Origin of the sequence: Glycomyces sp. TRM65418 (genome assembly GCF_019710475.1) — a bacterium.
GTDB lineage: Bacteria > Actinomycetota > Actinomycetes > Mycobacteriales > Micromonosporaceae > Glycomyces.
Genome location: NZ_JAJFAX010000001.1, coordinates 957,382 through 980,221, shown reverse-complemented (window position 1 = coordinate 980,221; position 22,840 = coordinate 957,382). Strand labels below are relative to the sequence as shown.

19 protein-coding genes and 1 tRNA gene are annotated in these 22,840 nt (G+C 70.8%); 9 read left to right on the top strand and 11 right to left on the bottom strand.

Annotated elements, in window-relative coordinates; genetic code table 11:
- Window positions 1-45: 45 nt before the first annotated feature.
- The 5 genes from K3N28_RS04510 (at window position 46) to K3N28_RS04490 (ending at window position 4,510) form a co-directional block, all read left to right on the top strand.
- A complete protein-coding gene (locus tag K3N28_RS04510; RefSeq protein ID WP_228091273.1) occupies window positions 46-996 on the top strand; it encodes an ABC transporter ATP-binding protein in 951 nt (316 codons plus the stop codon).
- Entirely contained in the window at window positions 993-1,799 is an 807-nt protein-coding gene (locus K3N28_RS04505) for an ABC transporter permease (protein WP_228091272.1), read from the top strand. The genes K3N28_RS04510 and K3N28_RS04505 overlap by 4 nt, the downstream gene beginning before the upstream one ends.
- A gap of 8 nt (window positions 1,800-1,807) precedes the next feature.
- A complete protein-coding gene (locus K3N28_RS04500; protein WP_228091271.1) occupies window positions 1,808-2,605 on the top strand; it encodes an ABC transporter permease in 798 nt (265 codons plus the stop codon).
- A 119-nt stretch (window positions 2,606-2,724) separates the two neighbouring features.
- On the top strand, window positions 2,725-3,627 hold the full coding sequence (locus K3N28_RS04495; RefSeq protein WP_228091270.1) for a M23 family metallopeptidase: 903 nt from the start codon (window positions 2,725-2,727) through the stop codon (window positions 3,625-3,627).
- Window positions 3,628-3,649: 22 nt separating this feature from the next.
- Window positions 3,650-4,510, top strand: coding sequence for a ThuA domain-containing protein (locus tag K3N28_RS04490; protein WP_228091269.1), 861 nt, complete (start codon window positions 3,650-3,652; stop codon window positions 4,508-4,510).
- 212 nt (window positions 4,511-4,722) lie between these two features.
- Here K3N28_RS04490 and K3N28_RS04485 read toward each other — a convergent pair whose 3' ends face one another.
- Window positions 4,723-5,337 (bottom strand): pyridoxamine 5'-phosphate oxidase family protein, encoded by a 615-nt coding sequence (locus tag K3N28_RS04485; RefSeq protein WP_228091268.1) that lies wholly within the window; start codon window positions 5,335-5,337, stop codon window positions 4,723-4,725.
- Between the two features lie 49 nt (window positions 5,338-5,386).
- On the opposite strand from K3N28_RS04485, the gene K3N28_RS04475 reads away from it, so the two are divergent.
- Together K3N28_RS04475 and K3N28_RS04470 are read left to right on the top strand one after the other, a co-directional pair.
- Entirely contained in the window at window positions 5,387-6,697 is a 1,311-nt protein-coding gene (locus K3N28_RS04475) for an aminotransferase class I/II-fold pyridoxal phosphate-dependent enzyme (RefSeq protein ID WP_374209650.1), read from the top strand.
- Between the two features lie 37 nt (window positions 6,698-6,734).
- Window positions 6,735-8,015 carry an MFS transporter gene (locus K3N28_RS04470; protein WP_228091267.1) on the top strand — a complete coding sequence of 427 codons (1,281 nt, stop codon included), beginning with the start codon at window positions 6,735-6,737 and terminating at the stop codon, window positions 8,013-8,015.
- On the opposite strand, the gene K3N28_RS04465 is transcribed toward K3N28_RS04470, so the two are convergent.
- The 9 genes from K3N28_RS04465 to K3N28_RS04425 all read right to left on the bottom strand — a co-directional run bounded on the left by K3N28_RS04465 (window position 8,012) and on the right by K3N28_RS04425 (window position 20,287).
- Complete coding sequence (locus tag K3N28_RS04465) at window positions 8,012-8,779, bottom strand: SDR family NAD(P)-dependent oxidoreductase (protein ID WP_228091266.1); 768 nt, start codon at window positions 8,777-8,779, stop codon at window positions 8,012-8,014. The two genes, K3N28_RS04470 and K3N28_RS04465, sit on opposite strands and share 4 nt — an antisense overlap.
- A gap of 237 nt (window positions 8,780-9,016) precedes the next feature.
- A complete protein-coding gene (locus K3N28_RS04460; RefSeq protein WP_228091265.1) occupies window positions 9,017-10,777 on the bottom strand; it encodes an IucA/IucC family siderophore biosynthesis protein in 1,761 nt (586 codons plus the stop codon).
- A complete protein-coding gene (locus K3N28_RS04455; RefSeq protein WP_228091264.1) occupies window positions 10,774-11,358 on the bottom strand; it encodes a GNAT family N-acetyltransferase in 585 nt (194 codons plus the stop codon). The genes K3N28_RS04460 and K3N28_RS04455 overlap by 4 nt, the downstream gene beginning before the upstream one ends.
- Window positions 11,355-12,632, bottom strand: a complete 1,278-nt coding sequence (locus K3N28_RS04450) for a lysine N(6)-hydroxylase/L-ornithine N(5)-oxygenase family protein (RefSeq protein WP_228091263.1) — start codon at window positions 12,630-12,632, stop codon at window positions 11,355-11,357. Before K3N28_RS04450 ends, K3N28_RS04455 begins: the two co-directional genes overlap by 4 nt.
- Window positions 12,629-14,209, bottom strand: coding sequence for an aspartate aminotransferase family protein (locus K3N28_RS04445; protein WP_374209698.1), 1,581 nt, complete (start codon window positions 14,207-14,209; stop codon window positions 12,629-12,631). The genes K3N28_RS04450 and K3N28_RS04445 overlap by 4 nt, the downstream gene beginning before the upstream one ends.
- 360 nt (window positions 14,210-14,569) lie before the next feature.
- Window positions 14,570-15,241: a response regulator gene (locus K3N28_RS04440; protein ID WP_228091262.1), complete on the bottom strand. Its 672-nt coding sequence runs from the start codon at window positions 15,239-15,241 to the stop codon at window positions 14,570-14,572.
- Window positions 15,238-16,836, bottom strand: coding sequence for a sensor histidine kinase (locus K3N28_RS04435; RefSeq protein ID WP_228091261.1), 1,599 nt, complete (start codon window positions 16,834-16,836; stop codon window positions 15,238-15,240). Before K3N28_RS04435 ends, K3N28_RS04440 begins: the two co-directional genes overlap by 4 nt.
- 28 nt (window positions 16,837-16,864) lie before the next feature.
- The gene (locus tag K3N28_RS04430) at window positions 16,865-18,427 is read right to left on the bottom strand and encodes a DASS family sodium-coupled anion symporter (protein WP_228091260.1); all 1,563 of its coding nucleotides are present in this window, start codon (window positions 18,425-18,427) and stop codon (window positions 16,865-16,867) included.
- Window positions 18,428-18,610: 183 nt separating this feature from the next.
- Window positions 18,611-20,287 carry a DUF885 family protein gene (locus K3N28_RS04425; protein ID WP_228091259.1) on the bottom strand — a complete coding sequence of 559 codons (1,677 nt, stop codon included), beginning with the start codon at window positions 20,285-20,287 and terminating at the stop codon, window positions 18,611-18,613.
- Between the two features lie 149 nt (window positions 20,288-20,436).
- Here K3N28_RS04425 and K3N28_RS04420 point away from each other — a divergent pair, with 149 nt between their 5' ends.
- The gene (locus K3N28_RS04420; protein WP_374209649.1) at window positions 20,437-21,939 is read left to right on the top strand and encodes a family 43 glycosylhydrolase; all 1,503 of its coding nucleotides are present in this window, start codon (window positions 20,437-20,439) and stop codon (window positions 21,937-21,939) included.
- A 176-nt stretch (window positions 21,940-22,115) separates the two neighbouring features.
- Here K3N28_RS04420 and K3N28_RS04415 read toward each other — a convergent pair.
- Window positions 22,116-22,191 (bottom strand) — tRNA-Asn (locus tag K3N28_RS04415).
- 306 nt (window positions 22,192-22,497) lie between these two features.
- On the opposite strand from K3N28_RS04415, the gene K3N28_RS04410 reads away from it, so the two are divergent.
- Entirely contained in the window at window positions 22,498-22,830 is a 333-nt protein-coding gene (locus K3N28_RS04410; protein ID WP_228091257.1) for a YtxH domain-containing protein, read from the top strand.
- The last annotated feature ends 10 nt before the right edge of the window (window positions 22,831-22,840 follow it).

The window sequence follows — 22,840 nt, the reverse complement described above, 5'->3', positions numbered from 1 at the left end:
GAAAAGAACTGGCCTCATGTCGGAGCGGGGGCTTAGTGTGACTCCATGCCACATGACAACGAGATCCTCATGCGAGCCAATGACCTGCGGAAGCGCTACGGCGAGCACGAAGCCGTACGCGGAGTGGACTTCGAGATCCGCCGCGGCGAGGCCTTCGGATTCCTCGGCGCGAACGGGGCCGGCAAGTCCACCACCATGCGGATGATCGGCTGCGTCTCCGAGCCCACCGAAGGCGCCCTGGAGGTCTTCGGCCACGACCCCCGCACCCACGGGGCCGTGATCCGCGCCCGCCTCGGCGTCGTCCCGCAGGACAACACCCTCGACGGGATGCTCACCGTGTTCGAGAACCTCGTGGTCTACGCCGGCTACTTCGGCATCAAGAAGAAGGCCGCCAGGGAGAAGGCCGCCGAGCTCCTCGAGTTCGTGCAGCTCTCCTCCCGCGCCAAGGACCAGGTCAATGAGCTCTCCGGCGGCATGCAGCGCCGCCTGGCCATCGCCCGGTCCCTCATCAACGACCCCGACCTCGTGATCCTCGACGAGCCCACCACCGGCCTCGACCCGCAGGCCCGGCACCTGGTGTGGGAGCGGTTGTTCCAGCTCAAGCACCGCGGGGTCTCGATCCTGCTCACCACCCACTACATGGACGAGGCCGAGCAGCTGTGCGACCGCCTCGTGGTCATGGACGAGGGCCGCATCATCGCCTCCGGCTCCCCCCGCGAGCTCATCGACACCCATGTCACCAAGGAGGTCGTGGAGCTGCGCTTCGGCGCCGCCCACACCGCCGAGCTCGCCGAGCTGGCCCTGACGCTCCACGGGATCGGCGCCCAGATCGAGGCGCTGCCGGACAAGATCCTCGTCTACACCGACGACGCCGACGACACCAACGCCGCCCTCGACGCCCGCGACATCCGGCCGACCTCGGTCCTGGCCCGCCGCGCCAGCCTCGAGGACGTCTTCCTCCGCCTCACCGGCCGCGCCCTGGTGGAGGACGAGTGACCACCACCACTGTGGACCGTTCGGCGCCGAGCACGCTCGTCGGCGGCTGGCGGGCCTTCAGCCTCCAGCTGGCCCTGTACCGGCACGTCTGGCACGGCACCGTCTTCACCTCGGTGCTCCTGCCCCTGCTCTACATGGTCTCCATCGGCATCGGCGTCGGCTCCTACATCGACCCCGCCGCCCTCGGCGGCATCGAGTACGCCCAGTTCATCGCCCCCGGCCTCATCTGCTCGGTCGCGGTCATGATGCTCGGCAACGACATGGTCTTCCCCGTCTTCGGCGGCTACGCCGAATGGGGCGGCCACTACCTCGCCCAGCGCGCCACCCCGCTGCGGCCGGTCGACATCCTCAACGGCCACCTCGCCTACGCGGTCGTCTTCCGGCCCTTCACCAACTGCACCGTCGTCGCGATCGTGCTCGCCTTCTTCGGGGTCTACACCTCCTGGTGGGCCGCGCTCGCGGTGCTCGCCGCCGCGCTCGTGGCGGCCTCGCTCGCGCCCTGGCTGCACTTCTGGGCCTCCAGCCTCAAGAACGACGCGAACCTGAACATGATCTTCCGGTTCGCCGTCATCCCGATCTCGCTGTTCTCCGGGGTGTTCTTCCCCGCGAGAGAGATGCCCTGGTTCCTGCAGCCGCTGGTGTGGATCTCGCCCCTGTGGCACGGCACCGAACTCGCCCGCGCCGCCACCGCGGGCGTCGCGCCCGTGCTGCCGCCGATCGCCCACGTCGCCTACCTGCTGCTGCTGGCCGTCGCCGGGTGGTTCGCCGCCCGGCACGTCATCCAGCGCCGACTGAACTTCTAGGAGCCCGCGTGTCCGTCATCGCCTACAGCGCCGCCCGCGCGAGCCTGCGCTCCTCGGGCGCCCTGCTGAACCGCAACTGGGTCGCCATGCGCCGCGCCTGGATCCTCGTCGTCTCCGGCGCCGTGGAGTCCCTGCTCTTCCTGTTCGCCTTCGGGTTCGGGGTGGGCGCCCTCGTCGGGGACATCACGCTCCCCGACGGCACCGCCGTCTCCTACACCGCCTATGTCGCGCCCGCGATCCTCGCGAACGCCGCCATGATGGGCGTGCTCGCCGAGACCTCGATCAACGTGTTCGCCAAGTTCAAGTGGATGAAGGTCTACGACGGCATCCTCAACACCCCGCTGCGGCCGTGGGACCTCGCGCTCGGGGAGGTCTGGTGGGCCCTCATCCGCGGGTTCACCTACATCGGCGCGTTCGTGATCGTGATGGGGCTCTTCGGGCTCCTCGACTCGTGGTGGGCGCTCCTGGCCGTCCCGGCGTGCGTGTTCATCGCGCTCGCGTTCGCGGGGATCGGGCTGACCCTCGCCACGCTGTTCCGGGAGTGGACCGACTTCGACTGGATGAACGCGGTGGTCTTCACGATGTTCCTGTTCGGCGGGACGTTCACGCCGGTGGAGTCGTATCCGGCGTTCGCGCAGCCGATCGTCTACGCCATGCCGCTGTTCCACGGCATCGAGCTCGTGCGCGGCCTGAGCCTGGGGCAGATCGGCCCGATGATGCTGGTGCACATCGGCTATCTGCTGGCACTGTGCCTGGTGGGCATGTGGATCGCGCAGAAGCGGCTGGCGAAGGCCTTGTACAAGTAGCGAACGGTCGAGCAGCGGGCCGCGTTCCCTCGACGGGAACGCGGCCGTTCCTCGCTTTTAAGAAGAATTTCTTCAAATGTGATCTTCACAACGAAGAAAATCTTCGATATCGTCCCGTTATGAGCCAGCGCCTCCACCCGCGCTTCAAGCGCATCGCACTGTTCACCGCGGCGCTCATCGCCGCGGCGGCAGCCGCCTTCGTCCCCGCCCTCACGGCGAGCGCCGAGGACGTCTCGGCCCAGGCCGTGAGCCACAAGAGCCCGTTCAACTGCAACAAGACCTTCAACGCCAACAACTGGACCGGCGGGCACAACCCCAGCAACACCATCGACTGGCAGAACTACGGTTCCGACGCCATCAACGGCGAGAACGTGCGCGCCACCGCGGGCGGCACCGCCTACTTCTACAACGCGGGCAGCACCAGCTACGGCAAGTGGGTCCAGATCGTCCACTCCGACGGCTCCCGCACCCGCTACGCGCACCTGGCGACCATGGTCCAGGCCGCCGGCACCAGCAAGTCCGTCTCGCAGGGCACCGTCATCGGCACCGTCGGGTCCACCGGCGGCTCCACCGCCCCCCACCTCCACTACGAGCAGCGCAACTCCTCCGGCTCCGTCGTGACCCCCGTCGTCGAGGGCGTCCAGGTCCCCCTGGGCACCAAGAAGGCCATCACCTCCTCGAACGGCTGCTCCGGCGGGAACCCGTACACCGCCGGCGAGGTCTGCGGCTCGGGCTACAGCCAGATCAACCAGCACGCGCTCGGCTCGGCCGGGGCGGTCTTCCTGATGTACAACAGCTCCAACGGCTACAACTGCGTCGTGACCCTGAAGTACCAGAGCGTCGGCACCGCCTCGTCGGTCTCCGCCAGCCTCCAGGTCGAAGGCGGCACGGTCACCCGGGATTCGGGGAACTTCTCCTACTACGCCGGACCGATCCGCAAGTCGGCGGCGAACCAGTGCGTCAAGTGGGGCGGATCGGTCGGCTCGACGAGTTGGACGAGCGCCTGGAGCCATTGCGGCTGACGCCTATCGCTAGTCTGGGCGCGTGAGAACCCTGCTGCGACTGTGCACGATCGTCGCGCTGGCCTGCGCGCCCGCCTTCGCCCCTTCGGCGGCCCATGCCGCCGGGGGGCCGCAGGTACTGGTCATCACGACCGGGAACGAGGCGCAGGACGTGGCCGACTACGCGGTGGAGCGCCTGCACATGGAGGCCCGGCGCTGGAACTTCACCCTCGTCGAGGGCGAGCCGGAGGATCTGACGGACCTCGACGGCTTCGACGTGGTCATGCTGCTCAACACGGGCGCGGACCCGCTCGACGACGCGCAGCAGGCCGCGCTCCACTCCTTCGTGTCGGGCGGGGGCGGATTCGTCGCGACGCATTCGGCGGCCGCGAGCGAACCGGAGTGGGACTGGTACCAGGAGCTGCTCGGGGCGACGGCGCTGTCGCCGCCGGCCGAGCCGGCCGCCGAGCAGGAGGTCAGCTTCAACGCGGGCTCGCCGATCACCGAGGGCCTGGACGAGGACCTCGAGGTCACCGAGCGGTGGTACTCCTTCGATCCCGCGCCGGCGGAACCGGACTCCACGGTGCTCGCCGAGCTCGGCTCGGGGCAGCCGGTGGCCTGGACCAGCGAGACCCACCGCGCCTTCTACGCCTCGCCGGGCGGTTCGGGGGACACGTGGGGGGAGCGGGACTTCCTGCAGCTGATACGCCAGGGCATCTGGTGGGCCGCGGGCGAGGAGGGCGCGCTGGTCCAGAACACGGAGGACGCCGCGCCGGCCTGGCCGTACACGTTGACGTTCGTGACGTTCGTGGTGGCGGTCGCCGGCGGCGGCTCGATCGCGGTGTGGCGCCTGGACCGGGCGGAGACCGCGGGTGAAGCCGAGCCGGTCAAGGCCGCGGCGTAAGCCCTTGCGAGCCGCATCGTAAGCCCACGCGAACAGTGATCGGGCGGGCCGTCTCGAACTTCGGCCCGCCCGATCGTTCGCGATCCGCGCGCACAACCTCCAGTGCGCAACGGTGCCGAACCGGCTTCGAAAGGGAAGTTCCCACGACCCACTCTTCGGGCTTTCCTGTCGCCTGAAGGCCGAGTCCGGTCCGGCACCGCGCGGATCGCAGTCTAGAGCCGCCCCGCAACGACCGTGGTCACGGGGGCGACGCCGTTGAGGAACGGCAGGTCCTCGTCCTCGGGCTCCTCGACCGGCGGGCCCTGGCGCTGCTTGACGGAGACCTCTTCGAGCGGGATCGCGAGCAGCGCCGACATGGCGTTCTCCTTCTCGCTGGGCTCGCGCGAACGCGCGGAGCGCCCTTCGGCGAGCCGGTCGATGAGCGCGCGCATCGCGGTCCAGCGCTCCTCGGGGTCGGTCACCAGCGTCGCCTTGGCGTGGACGACGACGCTGCGGTAGTTCATGCTGTGGTGGAACCAGGACTTGGAGAACACGAGTCCGTCCACGATGGTGGCGCCGACGCTCACGTCGAACCCCTCCTTCCCGCCCAGGCCCATGCTGCCGCCGGTGGACCCGTGCACGTAGAGGGTGTCGCCCACGCGCACATGGAACGTCGGCAGGATCCGCGGCGCCCCGTCGGGGCCGACGAAGGCGAGGTCGCAGAACAGCGCCTCGTCGAGGACCTGATAGGCGTCGGACCGCTCGTAGGCGACTTTCTCGCGGGAGCGCCTGGGGGTGGTGCGCTCGGTCTGCTCGAACCGGTCGACGGGGGCTTCGAGGGCGGACATCGGGGGTGGCTCCTATCGACGATTTTTGTACTGATACAATCTTGTCGTTATGTCAGTACAGTATCAGATCACCGGTTCGTCGGCAAGCGAGATCGCCGCCAGCGTCGAGTCCGGCGTGCGCGCGGGCCACCTCGCGCCCGGCCGCACCCTGCCCCCCGTCCGCAAGCTCGCCGCCGACCTCGGCGTCGCCCCCGGCACCGTCGCCTCGGCCTACCGCCGCCTGCGCGAACGCGGTGTGGTCGAGACCGGCGGCCGCGCGGGCACCTTCATCCGCCAGCGCTCCGCCTTCACCCCCGCCGGCACGCTCACCGTCCCCGCCGGCGTGGTCGACCTCGTCTCCGGGGAACCGGACCCGTCGCTGCTGCCCGACCTCGACGCGCTCAAGCCCGTCGTCGAGGTGACGCACGGGAACTACCGCGACGGCGGCCCCTGCCCCGACCTGCTCGACCTCGGGCGCGACCGCTTCGCGACCGACGGCGTCCACGGCGAGCTCACCGTCACCTCCGGCGCCCTGGACGCCTTCGAACGCGGGCTCGCCGCCCGGCTCGAACCCGGCGACACCGTCGCCGTCGAGGAGCCCACCTGGTCGAACGGCCGCGACCTCCTGCTCTCGGCCGGATACCAGGTCACCCCCGTCGCGATCGACGGGGAAGGCCCGCTGCCGTCCGAACTGGACGACGCCCTCGCCGCCGGGGCCCGGGCCTTCATCCTCACCTCCCGCGGCCAGAACCCCACCGGCGCGGCGGTCTCCGCCGAGCGCGCCGCCGCGCTCCGCGAGGTCATCGCCCGCCATCCGGGCGTGTTCGTGATCGAGGACGACCACTGGGCCGAACTCTCGCAGATCCCGCTGCACTTCGTGGCCGACGCCGCCGACCGCTGGATGTTCGTGCGGTCCACGTCGAAGCCCTACGGCCCCAACCTGCGATGCGCCCTCGTCGCCGCCGACCCGGAGACGAAGGCCCGCGTCCAGGGCCGCATGGCGATCGGGCACGGCTGGGTCTCGTGCATCCTGCAGCACTTCGTGATCGCCGCCTGGACCGACGCCGACGTCGAGGCCCGGGTGGACCGAGCCGGCCGCGTCTACGCCGAACGGCAAGGGGCCCTGCGCGAGGCGCTCGCCGAGCGCGGCATCGAGACGTGGGGCCGCTCGGGGCTCAACCTCTGGGTCCCCGTCAGCGACGAGACCGCCGCGGTCGTGTCCCTCCGCGACGCCGGCTTCGCCGTCGCCCCCGGCCGCTCCTACTCCTTCCACGGCGACCAGGGCATCCGCGTGAGCACCGCCGCTCTCGACCCCGCCCTCGCCCCGGCGGTGGCCGACGCCGTCGCCGCCGCGTCGGGACCGGCAGCGCCGCCGGTCTGACCTCGACCCCCCTGCACAACTTCAGAAAGGACCCTCCGTGACCACGCTCATCGACACCACCGCCCTGCAACGACGCGTCCTGCGCACCCTCTTCTGCACCCAGATCCTCGGCGGCCTCGCCGTCGGCATCGGCATCGCCGTCGGCGCGCTCCTCATCTCGGACATGACCGGCTCCAACACCTACGCGGGACTGGGCCAGAGCCTGTTCGTCGGCGGCTCGGCCCTCGTCGTCATCCCCGCGGTCCGCATCACCGAGCGCTACGGCCGCCGCGGCGGCCTCGCCTTCGGGTACGCCTGCGCGGTCCTCGGCACCCTGGTCGTCATCGCCGCCATCCACCTCGACAACCCGGCCGTGGCCGTCGCCGGGTACTTCCTGCTCGGCAGCGCCTCCTTCGCCGGGCTCCAGTCCCGGTACGCCGCGGCCGACCTCGCGCCCGCCGCGAAGCGCGGTTCGCACCTCTCGCTCATCGTGTGGGCCACCACCCTCGGCTCGGTCACCGGGCCCTCGCTGGCGGGCGTCGCCGAGCGGCTCTGGCAGGGCTGGTTCGGCGGGCCCGCCTACATCGGCTCGATGGTCGCCATCGGGGCGATCTGCCTGGTCACCACCGCGATCATCGGGCTGCTCCTGCGTCCCGACCCGCTCCTGACCGCCCGCGAGGTCAGCGGCGAGACCGACGCGCCCAAGCGCTCGATCGCCGACGGCTTCCGCATGGCCCGCGTCAACCCCGCCGTCCGCACCGGCGTCGTCGCCGCCGCCCTCGGCCACTTCGTCATGGTCGGTGTCATGGCCATGACCGCCCTGCACATCAGGCACGGCATGGCCGACCCCGAGGAGGCGCTCACCGTGGTCGGCGTCATTCTCGGACTCCACATCGGCGGCATGTACGCGCTCGCGCCCGTGTTCGGCCGCCTCGTCGACAGGTACGAGGCCCGCCCGGTCCTCATCGGCGGCACCGCGATCCTCGTCACCGCGTGCGCCGTCTCCGGGTCGTCCCCGGCCGACGACCACGTGCGCCTCTCGATCGGCCTGGTCCTGCTCGGCCTCGGCTGGTCGGCGATGACCGTCGCCTCGGCCGCGCTCGTCACCGGCGCGGTCAGCCCGGCCCAGCGGCCGTCCACGCAGGGGTTCTCGGACCTCGTGATGGGCCTGGCCGCGATGGGCGCGGGCATCGCCTCGGGGCCGATCGTCGAGTACGCCGGCTACGGCGTGCTGTGCCTGTCCTGCGCGGTGGTCGCGCTCCTGGTGTTCCCGTTCATCATGGGGCGGCTCACCGGGCCGGCCGCGCCGACGCCGGTGCCCGTCGAGGAGGCCGTCTAGTACCCGTAGGCGCTCGGGGCGTTCTGGCCGCCGTCGACCGGGACCACCGCGCCGTTGATCGCCTTCGACTTGTCCGACAGGAGGAACGCGATCACTTCGGCCACGTCTCGCGGATCGAGGAGTTCCCGGTTCGGGAACTCCTCGAGGAACGCCTCGTAGCGGCCGGGGTCGGCGGCGCGCAGGCGGTCCCAGTTGCGGTCGGGGATGAGCATCGAGCCCGGGGCGACCGCGTTGACGCGGACGCCGCCGGGCCCCAGCTCGCGGCCGAGGATCGTCGCGGCGTGGTTCAACGCGGCCTTGGTCGAGCCGTAGGCCAGGCCGGGGGAGGGCTTGGTCCCCGAGATCGAGGAGACCAGGACCGCGGCCCCGCGGGTGCGGCGCAGCTGCGGGAGGGCCGCCTTGAGGGCGGTCATCGCGCTGGTCACGTTGACGCCGAGCGTGTAGGTCCAGTCCTCGGGGCGGGTGTCGAGGAGGCCGCGGCCGCGGGCGCCGCCGACGTTCGCGACGACGCCGCTGAGGTCGCCGAGGCGGCGGCCGGCCTCGTGCACGAACTCGACCACCAGCTCGGCGTCGTTGACGTCGAGCGCGCGGGTGGCGACCGGCACGTCGTGCTCGGCGCGGAGCTTCTCGGCGAACTCGTTCAAGGGGGCGGCGTTCCGCGCGCACAGCGCCAGCGGCACGCCTTCGGCGGCGAGCACCGAGGCCGTGGCCATACCCAGACCGTGGCTGGCGCCGGTGATGAGGACAGGGCTGTTCAGATGCATACGTTACATAATGGCCTGCCGTGTCGACCCGTCCGGAAAACGCACGCGGGGCCGACCGGATCGGTCGGCCCCGCGGTGCTCTCCAGGGTGCGGGTCACGAGGCCGGGACGGCGGTGACGGCGCCCGACGGCAGGGCGCGGGCCGCAGCGGCGCGGCACCCTGCGGAGGCGCCGCGGGCCCGGCGCGGTCGGCGGTGGCCGGGACCGGCCCGGCCGCGTACGCGAAGGCCGGGGCCGGTCAGCGCCAGGGCGCCAGGGGATTGTCGAGCCTGCCGGCGTAGATGAGGCTCTCCTCCTGGTTCTCCAGGTTCACCATCTGCTGGTTGTTCTTGAGCTGCAAGCGGTTCAGGCACGAGAGCGTGAAGCCGTCCTCGAACAGCGGGAAGCGCTCGAACGCCCCGGCCAGTTCGGGGTGCGCCGCCTGGTAGGCCTTGAGCGACTCCGCGGCCACGCGCCAGAACTCGTCCTCGCTGAGCACCCCGTCGAGGTGCAGGAGCCCGGCCAGGAACCGCAGGAAGCAGTCCACGACGTCGGTGAGGATCGACAGCGCCCGCACGTCGTCGGGGACGTCGGCCCGGAGGCGCGCGATCGCCTCGGGCACCTCGGTCGAGGGTTCGAGGACCGCGCACTCCTCGCCGATGTCCTTGAGGAACACCCGGACCACCCTGCCCTGCTTGAGGACCAGGATCACGTTCTCGCCGTGCGGCATGAACACCAGGCCGTACCGGTACAGGCAGTGCGCCAGCGGCACCAGGTACGCGTCGAGGTAGCCGCGGAGCCAGTCGGCGGGGCGCAGCCCCGAGCGGCGGATGAGCGCGGAGGCGAACGGCTTGCCGTCGGCGTCCACATGGAGCAGCGAGGCCATCGTCGCGGCCTTCTCGCCCTTCGCGAGCTTCGGCGCCGGGCTCTCGCGCCACAGGGCCGCGAGCATCTTCCGGTACGGCGAGCCCTTCGGCGCGCCCGCGGTGTAGGCCGGGTGCCGGTAGCCGACGGCGGCCCGTTCGCGCAGGACCGTGACGCCGGTCTTCTTCAAGGTCGGGTCGCCGTGCACGAGGTCGGCCACGTAGTCGCTGATGGCGGGCGTGACCTCCATGTACTCGGTCGAGAGGCCGCGCATGAAGCCCATGTTGAGCACCGACAGCGCGGTCTTCACGTAGTCGGCCTCGGGGCGGCTGCGGTTGAAGAACGTGCGGATGGACTGCTGCGCCTGGAACTCGTCGTGGCTCTCGCCGAGCGGCACCAGCCGCCCCGCGGCGATCTCGGGAGCGAACGTCACCGCGATCTTGTTGCGCCACTGCCACGGGTGCACCGGGATCAAGTAGACGTCCTCATAGGACAATCCCTGGTCGGTGAGCATGGACGCGAAGTACTCGCGCGAGTCGGCGTCGAGCTGCGAGTCGAGGAGCCATCCGAAGTCCAGCTCCGGGGAGGCCGCGAACATCGCGTGCTCGCGGCGGGCCGCCAGCCACATGAGGCGCACGCCCGCGCCGGTCTCGGGCGCGTAGGCCCGGTAGTCCTCGGCGGTGAAGCCCAGCCGCCCGGATCCGGCGACGAAGCACGGGTGCCCGCCGGTCATGGCCGCCTCGATCGCCTGGAAGCCCGCGTCGACGAGGTCGGCCGCGCGCGGCTGGTCCTCGCCGAGCTGGTACGCGCCGCGGTTGACCGTGGCCGCGACCTCTTCGAGGTACACCGGCAGGACCGCGTCGTCCAACCCCAGCTCGGCCTTGAACGACAGGAAGAACGCGGCCGCGTCCGGCTCCAGCGCCGTGCCGTGGGCGTCGGTCCGCACGATCGAGGCGGGGTCGACGACCCAGTGGTCGAGCTTGAAGCGGTGCGCGGTGAAGCGGTACCGCTCGGCGCCCGCGGCGAGCGCGTACCCCTCGCCGTCCTTCACCGGGACGAGGAGCCGCTCGTGGGCGAACTCGCCGATGGCCTTGGCCAGGAGGTTCCTCGTGGCCCGCTGCCACAGGTCCGGGGTGAGATGGTCGATGGCGCTCACGCGGGCACTCCCTTCGCGGCGGACCGCTCGAAGTCGATGCGGGTGCAGAAGCTCAGGAGCCCCTGCTTGTCCTTGAGCTGCACGGCCTTGTGGGACTGGAAGCCGACGTACTCGTTGAGGCGGTGGATGGCCTCGTTGCCGACGTCGGGCTCGACCACGACGCGTTTCGCGCCGAACCCGTCGAACAGGAGGTGCATGACCGTGGTCATGACGCCCTTGGTGAACCCGGGGATCGGCCGGTCGCTCGGCGCGGTGAGGACGTGCATGCCGACGTCGCCCGCGGCCGGGTCGTAGACGGCCGCGAGTTCGGAGCGGGCGGGGTCGTACACCTCGACGAGGAACCGGGCCCGGTAGTGGTAGAGGCCCATGTACGCGAAGTGGCCGGGGTCGGCCTCGATGGCCTCGTGCTCGGCGAGCACGTCGGCCACGGAGGCGTCCTGCATCATCCAGTACTTCGCCTTGGGGTGGGTGACCCATTCGTGCAGCAGCGGCGAGTCGGTGGGCGGGTCGACCGGGCGGAGCCCGAAGTCGCCCAGCCGGTCGTGCAGATGGTAGAAGCTGGTGGGGGCCTTCAAAGTCATTGCTCTGGCGCTCCGAATTCCTGGAAGCCGATGCGGCGTTCGATCGGGTAGACCTCCCGGCCGGTCAGGGACCGGATGATCCAGGAGTTGCGGTAGGCCGCCATGCCGAGATCGGGCGAGACGAAGCCGTGGGTGGCGAGTTCGGCGTTCTGCACGAAGATCTCGCCCTCGCCTGCGGCGTCGACGCTGTAGTCGCGGCGGGCCTCGAGGCGGCCGGTCGCGTCGAAACGCAACCGGTCGCGAACGTCGTTCATGAAGTCGGGGATGCGGTAACTGTATCCGGTCGCCAGGACCAGCCCTTCGGTCTGGATCTCGAAGGACCGGTCCTGCTCGTGCTGGCGCACGCTCAGGCGGACGCCGCCGCCGGCGGCGGCCTTCTCCACGGTGCAGTTGGTGTAGAGGCGCGTCGCCACGGACCCCTGCTCGAACCGCTTGCGGTACAGCAGGTCGAAGATCTCGTTGATGAGTTCGGCGTTGATGCCCTTGTAGAGGTTCTTGTGCTCGGTGTTGAGCTCGTCGCGCTTCGCGGCGGGCAGGGCGTGGAAGTAGTCGACGTACTCGGGGCTGGTCATCTCCAGCGTGAGCTTGGTGTACTCGAGCGGGAAGAACCGCGGCGAGCGGGTGATCCAGTTGAGTTCGTAGCCGCCGGGTTCGAGCCCGTCGAGGAGGTCCCGGTAGATCTCGGCGGCGCTCTGGCCGCTGCCGACCACGGTGATCGAGCCGCAGTCCTTCAGGCGCTCGCGGTGCTCCAGGTAGGACGAGGCGTGGCAGACGGTGTCGCTTTCGAGGTCCCTGCAGGCGGGCGGGATCCACGGCGGGGTGCCGGTGCCGAGGACCAGTCGCCGGGCGCGGTCGACGCCGGCGCCGCCGGGTCCTTCGGAGTGGACCGCGTAGACGCCGTCCTCCCAGGTCACGGCGGTGACGTTCCGCTCGAAGCGGAGATTGCCGAGCCGCTCGGCGGCCCAGCGCAGGTAGTCCTGGAACTCGGTGCGGAGCTGGAAGAACGACTCGCGGATGTAGAACGGGTAGATCCGCCCGCTCGCCTTGAGGTAGTTGAGGAACGAGTACTCGGAGGTCGGGTCGGCGAGGGTCACGAGGTCGGCCATGAACGGGACCTGCATGGTGGTGCCCTCGATGAGCATCCCGGGATGCCAGTCGACGTTCGGCTTGCGTTCCAGGAAGATCCCGTCGAGGTCCTCGATGGGGGCGGTCAGGGCCGCGAGGCCCAGGTTGAACGGCCCGAGGCCGATGCCGATGAAGTCGCGGACGGTCACGCCGCCCTGCCTTCTCGAGCAGGTCCCCGGTGGTCGCGACGACGGGGAGCCGCGGACGGGGCCGGGACGGTCGTCATGCCGGCCGCCTCCTGCGCCGTCTTGCCGTGGCGCGCGAGCGCCTCCAGGACCGGGACGATGTCGGCGAGGCCGGTGTCGGGGTTGAGGAGCGTCAGCTTGAGGGCGATGCGGCCCTCCACTCTGGTGGCGGCGACCATGCCCTCGCCGGAGGCGGCGAGCGCTTCGCGGGCGAGGCGGTGCGTCGCGTCGTCGGCCCCGGCGAGGCGGAACAGGACGGTGGACAGCTGCGAGGGCGGGGCGGCGACCTCGAAGCGCGAGTCGGCGGCGATCCAGTCCCAGGTCTGGTCGGCGAGCGCGCACACCCGGTCGAACATGGCGCCGAGCGCGTCGGGTCCCAAGGTGCGCAGCGTCATCCAGAGTTTGAGGGCGTCGAAGCGGCGCGTGGTCTGGAGGCTCTTGTCGACCTGGTTCGGGAAGGCGGCCTCGGCGGGGTTGAGGTAGTCGGCGTGGTGGGTGACGTGCCGCAGGGACGAGCGGTCGCGGACGAGGAGCGCGGAGGAGCTGACGGGCTGGAAGAACGACTTGTGGTAGTCCACGGTGACCGAGTCGGCCTGCTCGACGCCGTCGAGCAGGCCGCGGTGCCGCGGGGAGACGAGCAGGCCGCAGCCGTAGGCGGCGTCCACGTGGAACCAGACCCGGTGGGCGGCGGTGATCTCGGCGATGGGGCCGAGGGGGTCGACGGACCCGAAGTCGGTGGTGCCGGCGGTGGCGACGACCGCGGCGGGGACGAGGCCCTGCTCGCGGCTGGTCTCGATGGCGGCGTCGAGGGCGGCGGGGTTCATGCGGAACCAGTCGTCGGCGGGGACGGTGATGACGGCGTCCTCGCCGAGGCCGAGGAGTCTGGCGGCCTTGACGACCGAGAAGTGCGAGTGCGGGGAGGCGAAGAACCGGAGGCGGGGGAGGACCTCGACGCCGCGCAGGGGGGTGCCGGCCTCGACGCGGTGCTTGAGGAGGACCTGTTCGACGGCTTCGTCGCGCGCGAGGAGGAGCGCGTGCAGGTTCGACTGCGTCCCGCCGGAGGTGAACACGCCGTCGGCGTCGGGGCCGAGGCCGACGCGGGCGGCGGTCCACTCGATGAGGTGCTGCTCGATGAGGGTGGCCCCCGCGCTCTGGTCCCATGTGTCGACCGAGGTGTTGACGGCGGCGAGCACGGTCTCGGCGGCGACGGCCGGGAGCGCGACGGGGCAGTTGAGGTGGGCGAGGTAGCGCGGGTGGTGGAACCAGACCGCGTCCTTGAGGTAGAGCTCGCCGATCTCGTCGAACGCGTCCTCGAAGGACGTCAGCGGCCGGTCGAGGTCGACGGCGGCGACGGCCGGGGCGATCGCGGTCGGCGCGGGACCGGTCCACGGCTTGTCGACGGTGGCGAACCGTTCGGCGAGGCGCCCGGCGACGTCGGCGATGAGGCCGCGGTAGGCGGCGGCCGAGTCGCGGCCCAGGAGGGCCGGGGGGTCGGCACTGGTGAGCGGCGCGGGAGCCGGACGAAGATCGGCCTGTGTCAGCACGGAGTGTCCTTTCGCGGAGGGACGGTCGCGGATACCGGGGAACGTGTAGGTTAGGCTAACCTAAATCACCGTGGCGCAGAAGGGCCGATCTCGAATGGTGACGTTCTCCACGAATCCTTGCAATGTATGACCGGATAGGGCATTCGGATGAGGCGCCGCCGACACGCAGTCTCTCAAGGACCCGGCCCAATAACGTTGCGGCGCAATCAGAAGAAGCTCGTCGCGGCAGCCGGGTCGCGGCGGCGCCCAGGGGGAGTCGCCGCCGCGCCCCCATCGTGCGGGACCGGCGCGACCCGGGCTGTCGTCAACCCGACAACGGGCGGCCGAGTCGCACCTGCACCGTCCTCAAGCGAGGATTCAGCCGGTCAACCGGTAGCAGTGCTCGGGACGCCCGGCCCCGCCGTAGCGCGGACGCCGCTCCACCACGCCGCGGTCGGCGAGCAGCTCCAGGTACCGGCGCGCCGTCACCCGGGCCATGCCCGCCGCCTGCGCCACCTCGCCCGCCGACCGCTCCGCTCCGGCGGCCTTGAGCGCCTCGACCACGATCGCGAGCGTGTCGTGGCTGAGCCCCTTCGGGAGCGGCCCCCCGCTGCTGGTGCGCAGCGCCGCGAACGCCTGGTCCACCTCGTGCTGCGCCGTCTCGCCGTCGGCGCCGAGGCGCTCCCGGTACGCCGCATAGCTTTCGAGCTTCTCGCGGAACGCCGCGAACGCGAACGGCTTGATCAGGTACAGCACGATGCCGTGCGCCACGGCCGCCCGCACCGACTGCGCGTCGCTCGCCGAGGTCACCGCGATCACGTCGACGTCCGCCCCTTGGGCACGAAGCGTCCGGCACACGTCCAGGCCCGTCATGTCCGGCAGCCGGAAGTCCAGCAGCACCAGATCGATCCCGCCGCGCAGCACCGCCTCCAGGGCCGCGCGCCCGCTGTGCACCGTCCCGGCCGCCCCGAAGCCCGGCACCCGGCCCACGTACTGCGCGTGCGCCTCGGCCAGCAGCCGCTCGTCCTCGACGATGAGCGTCTCGATCACGACCCCTCGCCTCCTTCGCCCCCGCGCGGCAGCCGCACCCGGAACACCGTATGCGGCTCCCGCTCCACCGCCACCGTCCCCCCGTAGCGGTCGATCACCTGCCGCACCAGCGCCAGACCGAGACCCCGCCCGTGCAGCCGGTCGCCGGCCTTGGTCGACCATCCGCGCGTGAAGATCGCCTCCGGCCGATCGGTCGCCAGCCCCGGCCCCGAATCCGCCACCCGCAGCGTCAGGCCCGCCTCGTCCTGCGACAGCGACACCTCCACCCGCCGCGGCGCCTCGCCCGCCAGCGCCGCGTCGATCGCGTTGTCGATCAGGTTGCCCACCAAGGTGATCAGATCCCGCGGTTCGACGCCTGCGCCGTCCGCTTCGGTCTCGTCGTCGATCACGAACGCGATGCCGCGCTCGTGCGCCTGATGGGCCTTCCCCAGCAGGAGCGCGGCGAGGGCCGGTTCGGTCACGCGGGCGACGATCCGGTCGACGAGCTGCTGCGAGGCCGCCAGCTCGGCGGTCGCGAACTCGACGGCCCGGTCGGCGTTCCCCAGTTCGATCATCGTCACCATGGCGTGGAGCCGGTTGGCCGACTCGTGCGCCTGCGCCCGCAGCGCTTCGGCGAAGCCGCGCACCGAGTCGAGTTCGCCGGAGAGCGCCTGGAGGTCGCTCTGGTCGCGGAGGGTGGCGACGGTGCCGAGTTCGCGGTCGCCCCTGCGGGCGGGGCGCTGGCTGACGACGCAGACCCGGTCGCCGACGACGTGCAGTTCGTCCTCGGCGGCGCGGCCGGAGGCGAGCAGCCCGGCGAGGGTCTCGGTGAGGCCGAGTCCGCCGACGGAGCGTCCTTCGTAGTCCGGCGGGAGGTCGAGCAGGCGGAGCGCCTCGTCGTTGGCGAGGACGAGGCGGCCGTCGTCGATGACGACGAGTCCTTCGCGGACGGAGTGGAGGATCGCGTCGTGGTGCTCGTACATGCGGGTGAGCTCGGCCGGGCCGAGGCCGAGGGTCTGGCGGTGGAGGCGGCGGCCGATGGCCCAGGTCCCGGCGGCGGAGATGAGGCCCGCGAGGGCCGCGATGCCGGCGAGCTGCGGGAGGCGGCGGCGCAGTTCCCCGCTGATGTTCTCCTGGAGGATGCCGACGGCGACCAGGCCGACGACCGCGCCGTTCGCGTCCTCGACGGGCGCGATGGACCGCACGGAGGGGCCGAGCGTGCCGGTGTAGGTCTCGGTGTGGACCGCGCCATCGAGGGCCGGCTCGATCGTGCCGATGTAGCGCTCGCCGATCACGTCCGGGTTCGGGTGGGTGTAGCGGACGCCGTCGGTGTCCATGTAGACGATGAAGTCGACGCCCGTGGCGCGGAAGACCGGTTCGGCGATGGCGCGCAGGGCCGGGCCGGGTTCGGCGGCCTCGTACGCGTCGCGGGCCTCCGGCAGCGCGGCGAGGGCGACGGCGAGGTCCTCGACCTCCGCGGCGGCCTTGGCCTCGGCGCCGCGGCGGGCCTCCAGGAAGACCAGGGTGGCGCCGGCGAGCAGCAGGAACGCGACCACGGCCGCCTGCAGCGCGAGGATCTGTCGCGCCACGGACGGCCGGGTCGGTCTGCTGCTCACCGCGGTATTCTCGCAGCCCGGGACGGGACTAGCGCTCGATGCCGAGGACCGGGACGCCGATGAGGTAGACGGCCGCGGTGATCAGCACGATCCCGATGAGGTTGAGCCACAGGCCGGTCCGGGCCATCTGGCCGATCGAGATCTGGCCCGTGGCGAACACGATCGCGTTCGGCGGGGTGCCGACCGGGAGCATGAACGAGCACGTGGCGGCCAGGGCGGCCGGGACGAGCAGCAGGAACGGGTCGACCCCGATGCCGATGGCGACCCCGGCGAGGACCGGCAGGAACGTCGCGGCGGTGGCGGTGTTGCTCGTCAGCTCGGTCAGCAGCAGCACGATCGCGCACACGCCCGCGACGATGAGGATCGTCGGCAGCACGCCGAGCCCTTCGACGCGGGTGCCGATGTACTCGCTCAGGCCGGTCTCCTTGACGGCGGCGGCGAGCGAGAGGCCGCCGCCGAACAGCAGCAGGACGCCCCACGGGATGCCGTTCTGGACGGTCTTCCAGTCGATCGCGAACTCGAGCCGCTTGGCGTCCACGGGGATGAGGAACAGCGCGACCGCGGCGAGGATCGCGATCGAGGCGTCGTCGATGCGGGCCACGAACGGCAGCGCCGAGACGATCGCCTCGGATTCGGCGACGAAGGTGTGGCCGACCCACAGGGTCGCCGTGGCGGCGAAGACCGCGCCGACGATCCACTCGCCGCGGGACATGCGGCCGAGCGACTTGAGCCGGTCGGTGATGACGGCGCGGCCTCCGGCGATCCGGTCGATCTTGACCGGGAAGCACACGCGGGTCAGCAGCAGCCAGGTGATGAACAGGAACACCGCCGCGAGCGGGACGCCGACGATCATCCAGTCGACGAAGTTGATCGCGATGCCGTACTCCTGCTCGGCGAAGCCGGCGAGGATCAGGTTGGGCGGGCTGCCGATGAGGGTGGCGAGGCCGCCGATGGTGGCCGCGAACGCGATGGCGAGCATGAGCAGCGTGCCGAAGCTCTTGGCCGCGGCGGCGTTCTGCTCGTCGCCGTCGACGCCCTTGGAGGCCATGGCGAGGACGCTCAGGCCGATCGGCAGCATCATCATCGTGGTGGCCGTGTTGGAGACCCACATGCTGAGGAACGCGGTGGCGGTCATCATGCCGAGGACCAGCCGGCGCGGGTGGGTGCCGACCAGTCGCATCGTCACCAGCGCGATGCGCATGTGGAGGTGGTGCTTCTGCATGGCGAGGGCGATGACGAAGCCGCCCATGAACAGGAACACCGTGGGCGAGGCGTAGGGGGCCGCGGCCGTCTCGGCGTCCATGATGCCCAGCAGCGGCAGTGCGACGATCGGGATCAGGGCCGTGGCGGACAAGGGGATCGCCTCGGTCATCCACCACACGACCATGAGGAGGGCGACGGCCGCGGTGATGCGGCCGGGCTCGGTGAGGGCCTGGTCGGCGGGGATCGCGAAGTAGGCGACGAGCGCGAGGACCGGGCCGAGGACGCGGCCGGTCCAGACCCGGGCGGTGGGCGGGCGTTCCTCGTCGGTTTCGGGCGGGGGTCCGGCCGAGGGGTGCTGCTCCTCGGCGAGGGGCGATGCGAGGGCCATGATTGCTCCTTTGCAACCTCGAGTTCCATCGGCCGTCGTGCGGCCGCACTCGAACGGTGGCATCAGTCACATGGCTTGTCGCTATTTCGGTCGTATTGGTCTCGGTAAATATCTCCTGGCGCGCCGGGGCCCGCGGCCTCGGCCCGATCGACCTGGCGTCGGTGCTGCAGCGACGAACGGGCGTCAGTCGGCCTCGGCGATCCAGGCCTCGACGACCTCGGTCATGGTCTCGAGCGGGATCGAGCCGTTGGTGAGGATCCGGTCGTGGAAGCGCCGCAGGTCGAAGGCGTCGCCGAGCCGCCGCTCGGCCCGCGTCCGCAGCGACTCGATGTGCCTGCGGCCGATCATGTACGCGAGCGCCTGCCCGGGCCAGGAGATATACCGGTCGACCTCGTTGGCGATGTTCACCTCGGACAGTGCGGTGTGGTCGCGCATGTACTGGATCGCGCGCTCGCGCGACCATCCGAAGGCGTGCACGCCCGTGTCGACGACGAGTCGGCAGGCGCGCCAGGCGTCGAACGAGATCATGCCGAGGCGCGCGAGATCGCCGCTGTAGAGCCCGATCTCGTCGCTCAGGCGCTCGGCGTAGAGCCCCCAGCCCTCGCCGAAGGCCGTCACGTACGCGAACTGGCGGAACCGCGGGAGCCCGGTGAGGGTCTGTCCGAGGGCGAACTGCAGGTGGTGCCCGGGAACGCTCTCGTGGAAGGCGAGCGCCTCGTACTCGAACCGGGCCCGGCTCGCGGGGTCGTAGGTGTTGACCCAGTGCGCTCCCGGCCGGGACCCGTCCTCGGCGGGGACGGTGTAGTAGCCCAGGACCGAGCCTTTGGCCGAGGCCTCGGGGATGACCCGGATCTCGCAGGGGGCGAACTCGTAGTCGAGGAACGCCTGCGGGAGCGCCGCTTCGGCCCGGTGGAGGGCCTCGGTGACGTCCGCGACGATCTCGTCGGCGCGCTCGTACCGCAGCGAGCGGTCGTTGCGGAGGCGGTCGATGATCTCCCCGACGTCGCCGGTGCCCAGCGCCTTCGAGCCGACCGCTGCGAACTCGGCGCGCAGCCGCTCGACCTCTTCGAGGCCGATCCGGTGGATCTCCTCGGGCGTCATATCGGTGGTGGTGAACTGCCGGGAAGCCGCGAGGTAGCCGACCTCTCCACCGGGCACGTGGCAGATCCCGACCTGGGCGTCGCCGCGGGCGACGGGGAGGAGCTCGGCCTCCAGCACGGCCCGCCACCGGTCCAGCGAAGGCCGGACCCGCTCCGAGACGAGCCGCTGCGCGGCAGCGCGCCAGGCGTCGCTGTCGACGCCCGTAGGAGTCGGCGCGACCAGCGGATCGGTGGCGACGTCGGTCGCCAGGTAGTCGTCGATCTGGGCGATGGCGGCCAGGACCCCGTGCCGGGTCTGGTGCCGGCCTTGGGCTCCGGCCTCCCGGTACCGCTCCAGGACGGCGTTGAAGTAGTCGCCGAGCGATCCGAGCCTGACCAGGTAGTCGCGGCTGCGCTGTTCGGAGTCGAGGCTGACGCGGGGGAGCGAGGACAGCATGGTGGACACGGGACCGGTGATGGTGTTGGAGAGCCCGACTTCACTGAGCGCCGCGTGCACACTCGCGGTCTGGTCGGCGACCAGGCGGGCGAGCATCGAGTAGGTGATCCGGTCCTGCCCGTGCAGGCTCCCCGCGTCGATGGCGTCGAGGCCGGCGCGCACCTCCGCGTGGTGCGCGAGTCTGATCCGATCGCCTTCCCGGCTCGGGTCCGGCAGCCGGTCGTCGTAGCCGGGGATGCCGTAGAAACTGGCCGACGTGGGATTGTCGGCCAAGTGGAGATCGAAGTACCGCTCCGCGAGCGCGGCCAACCGAGGATCGTCCATGATCACCCTTCCCAATCCAGTGCCCGACCCTAACCGTGGACTAGCCGCCCGGCAAGCGACAATGCGCCCCCGCGCCGAAGACGAGTGCCGCTCCGGGAGATCGCAGGGAGGTCCGCTGTCCCTAGATATTGAAGAGCTTGACTATGTAGATGTGTTATCGATATCATCGACGAGGCGTCACAGGCGTTGCGCCGCAACGCGAACCCCGGCTTCGACGGGTGCCGCCCGCCCGCAAGGAGGGATCCATCATGCGACGAACGATCTCGGTGGCGCTGACGGCGGCACTGGCCGCCGTCCTGCTCCTGGTCGGCGCCGCCCCGGCGTCGGCCGCCCACCATCTGACCGACGGGAGCTCGGTCAATCTGATCGCCCGGCATTCGGGCAAGTGCGCCGACGTCGTCAGCGCCTCGACGGCCAATGCGGCCGAGGTCGGCCAGTACACCTGCAACGGCGGCCTGAACCAGTTGTGGCGCATCCGCGACCTCGGCAACGGCTACGTGCAGCTCGCCGCCCGCCACTCCGACCAGTGCCTCGACGTCGACGGCGCGTCGACGGCCAACGGCGCCAAGGTGATCCAATGGCCGTGCTCGAGCGGCACCAACCAGCAGTGGCGGATCGAGCTCACCGGCACCGGGCACACGCGCCTGACGGCGCGCCATTCGGGCAAGTGCCTGGAAGTGGCGAGCGCCTCGACCGCGAACGGGGCCAGGCTGCAGCAGCGGGACTGCGGCACCGGGACCGACCAGCAGTGGGAGCTCGACCTGGTCTCCAATCCCGCGATCCCGGGGCTGTTCGCGGACCCGAACATCGTGCGGTTCGGCGACACCTACTACCTCTATGCGACCACGGACGGCTTCGCGGGCTGGTCCGGCACCCGGTTCCGCGCCTTCTCCTCGAAGGACCTGGTGCACTGGACCGACCACGGCGTGATCCTGGACGTCGCCGCGGACATCGCATGGGCGGACAACTCGGCCTGGGCTCCGGGCATCGCCGAGCGGAACGGCGAGTACTACTTCTACTTCTCCGCCGGGAAGGCCGGCGGCGACACCCGCAAGCACTTGGGCGTGGCCGTGGCCGACTCCCCGACCGGCCCGTTCAGGGACGCCCTGGGCCGGCCCCTCGTGTCCGCCGGGACCTACGCGGGCCAGATGATCGACCCGGCCGTGTTCACCGATGCCGACGGCCGGTCCTACCTGTACTGGGGCCAGGGCTCCTCGCACCAGGTGCCGCTGAACACCGACATGGTCTCGTTCAACGCCTCGCAGGTGCGCACCTACCAGCCCGCGAACTACAACGAGGGCACCTTCGTCGTCGAGCGCGGCGGCGCCTACTACTTCATGTGGTCGGAGAACGACACCCGCTCCGAGGACTACCGGGTCGCCTACGCCACCGGCTCCTCGCCGACCGGGCCATGGAGCAGCCGTGTCGGCGTCATCCTCCAGAAGGACCTGAGCCAGGGCATCAAGGGCACCGGGCACCACTCGGTGGTCCAGGTCCCCGGCACCGACCAGTGGTACATCGCCTATCACCGGTTCGCGATCCCGAACGGCGACGGGACCCACCGCGAGACCATGATCGACCGCCTCCACTTCAACGCCGACGGCACCATCCGACCCGTCGTGCCGACCTTGGAGGGCATCGAACCCCTCTGAGCCGAAGGAGGAGCGGACCCCCGGAGAGGCCCGGACCGAGGACTGTGCCGATCCCGCGGTCGCAAGGCGACCGCTCTGCACAGCGGTGCAGTCGGCGCCGTGCGTGCCGGGGGCGGCCAGGAACAGAAGAGGCCCGGACGGCTTTCACCGTCCGGGCCGATTCCACTGTCTCAAAGTGGCTCCCCAACTTGGACTCGAACCAAGAACCTGCCGATTAACAGTCGGCTGCTCTGCCAATTGAGCTATTGGGGAAGGGGTTCTAGCTCGGCTTCCACCGTGCGAACCGGATATGAGCGTACAGGACCGGGGGAGGCGGGTGCCACCGGGGTGGCTGTGGCGTGGGCCCCGTTCGGGGCGGACCGGAGGCTCCTGACGGTCGGATCCCGGCGGTGTCGCTCCCTCGGCGAGGAGCGGTTTCTTCGGACGCGTTTCCGTCATGCGCCGCCGGGGCATCCCCGTATGGGGCAGAATGGCCGCGAGGTGCGGCGCTGCACCCTAACTTCAGAGCAGGAACAACCGAGCACTGTTCGGCCCTTGGGTCGGCCGGGGGAGGCAAGTATGCGGAAGTGGTATCTCGTAGCCGGATTCGCAGTCGGCTACGTCCTTGGGGCGAAGGCCGGGCGTGAACGCTACGACCAGATCGTGGATTACACGCGACGCGTGACCGGTGACGATCGGGTCCAGAACGTCGCCACGTCGGTTCGCACCCAGGCGAACAAGGTCGCCGATGCGGCGCAGGACAAGATCAAGGGCACCAAATTCGGTGAGATCGTCGACAACTTCACGACGAACGCCGACGAGCCCCCGAAGGCCGAGCCCTGGGATTCGGCCGGGGTCACCACCCCTGCCCGAAACGACCGCGCGATCCGCGAGGACTCGCCAGGCTTCTGAATCCCTGAGA

What these genes read in the sequence shown, in the direction of transcription:
- K3N28_RS04410 (WP_228091257.1), top strand. Translation starts at nt 22,498, where the DNA reads ATGCGGAAGTGGTATCTCGTAGCCGGATTCGCAGTCGGCTACGTCCTT.
- K3N28_RS04495 (WP_228091270.1), top strand. Translation starts at nt 2,725, where the DNA reads ATGAGCCAGCGCCTCCACCCGCGCTTCAAGCGCATCGCACTGTTCACC.
- K3N28_RS04485 (WP_228091268.1), bottom strand. Translation starts at nt 5,337, where the DNA reads ATGTCCGCCCTCGAAGCCCCCGTCGACCGGTTCGAGCAGACCGAGCGC.
- K3N28_RS04475 (WP_374209650.1), top strand. Translation starts at nt 5,387, where the DNA reads ATGTCAGTACAGTATCAGATCACCGGTTCGTCGGCAAGCGAGATCGCC.
- K3N28_RS04425 (WP_228091259.1), bottom strand. Translation starts at nt 20,287, where the DNA reads ATGGACGATCCTCGGTTGGCCGCGCTCGCGGAGCGGTACTTCGATCTC.
- K3N28_RS04430 (WP_228091260.1), bottom strand. Translation starts at nt 18,427, where the DNA reads ATGGCCCTCGCATCGCCCCTCGCCGAGGAGCAGCACCCCTCGGCCGGA.
- K3N28_RS04420 (WP_374209649.1), top strand. Translation starts at nt 20,437, where the DNA reads ATGTGTTATCGATATCATCGACGAGGCGTCACAGGCGTTGCGCCGCAA.
- K3N28_RS04465 (WP_228091266.1), bottom strand. Translation starts at nt 8,779, where the DNA reads ATGCATCTGAACAGCCCTGTCCTCATCACCGGCGCCAGCCACGGTCTG.
- K3N28_RS04510 (WP_228091273.1), top strand. Translation starts at nt 46, where the DNA reads ATGCCACATGACAACGAGATCCTCATGCGAGCCAATGACCTGCGGAAG.
- K3N28_RS04455 (WP_228091264.1), bottom strand. Translation starts at nt 11,358, where the DNA reads ATGACTTTGAAGGCCCCCACCAGCTTCTACCATCTGCACGACCGGCTG.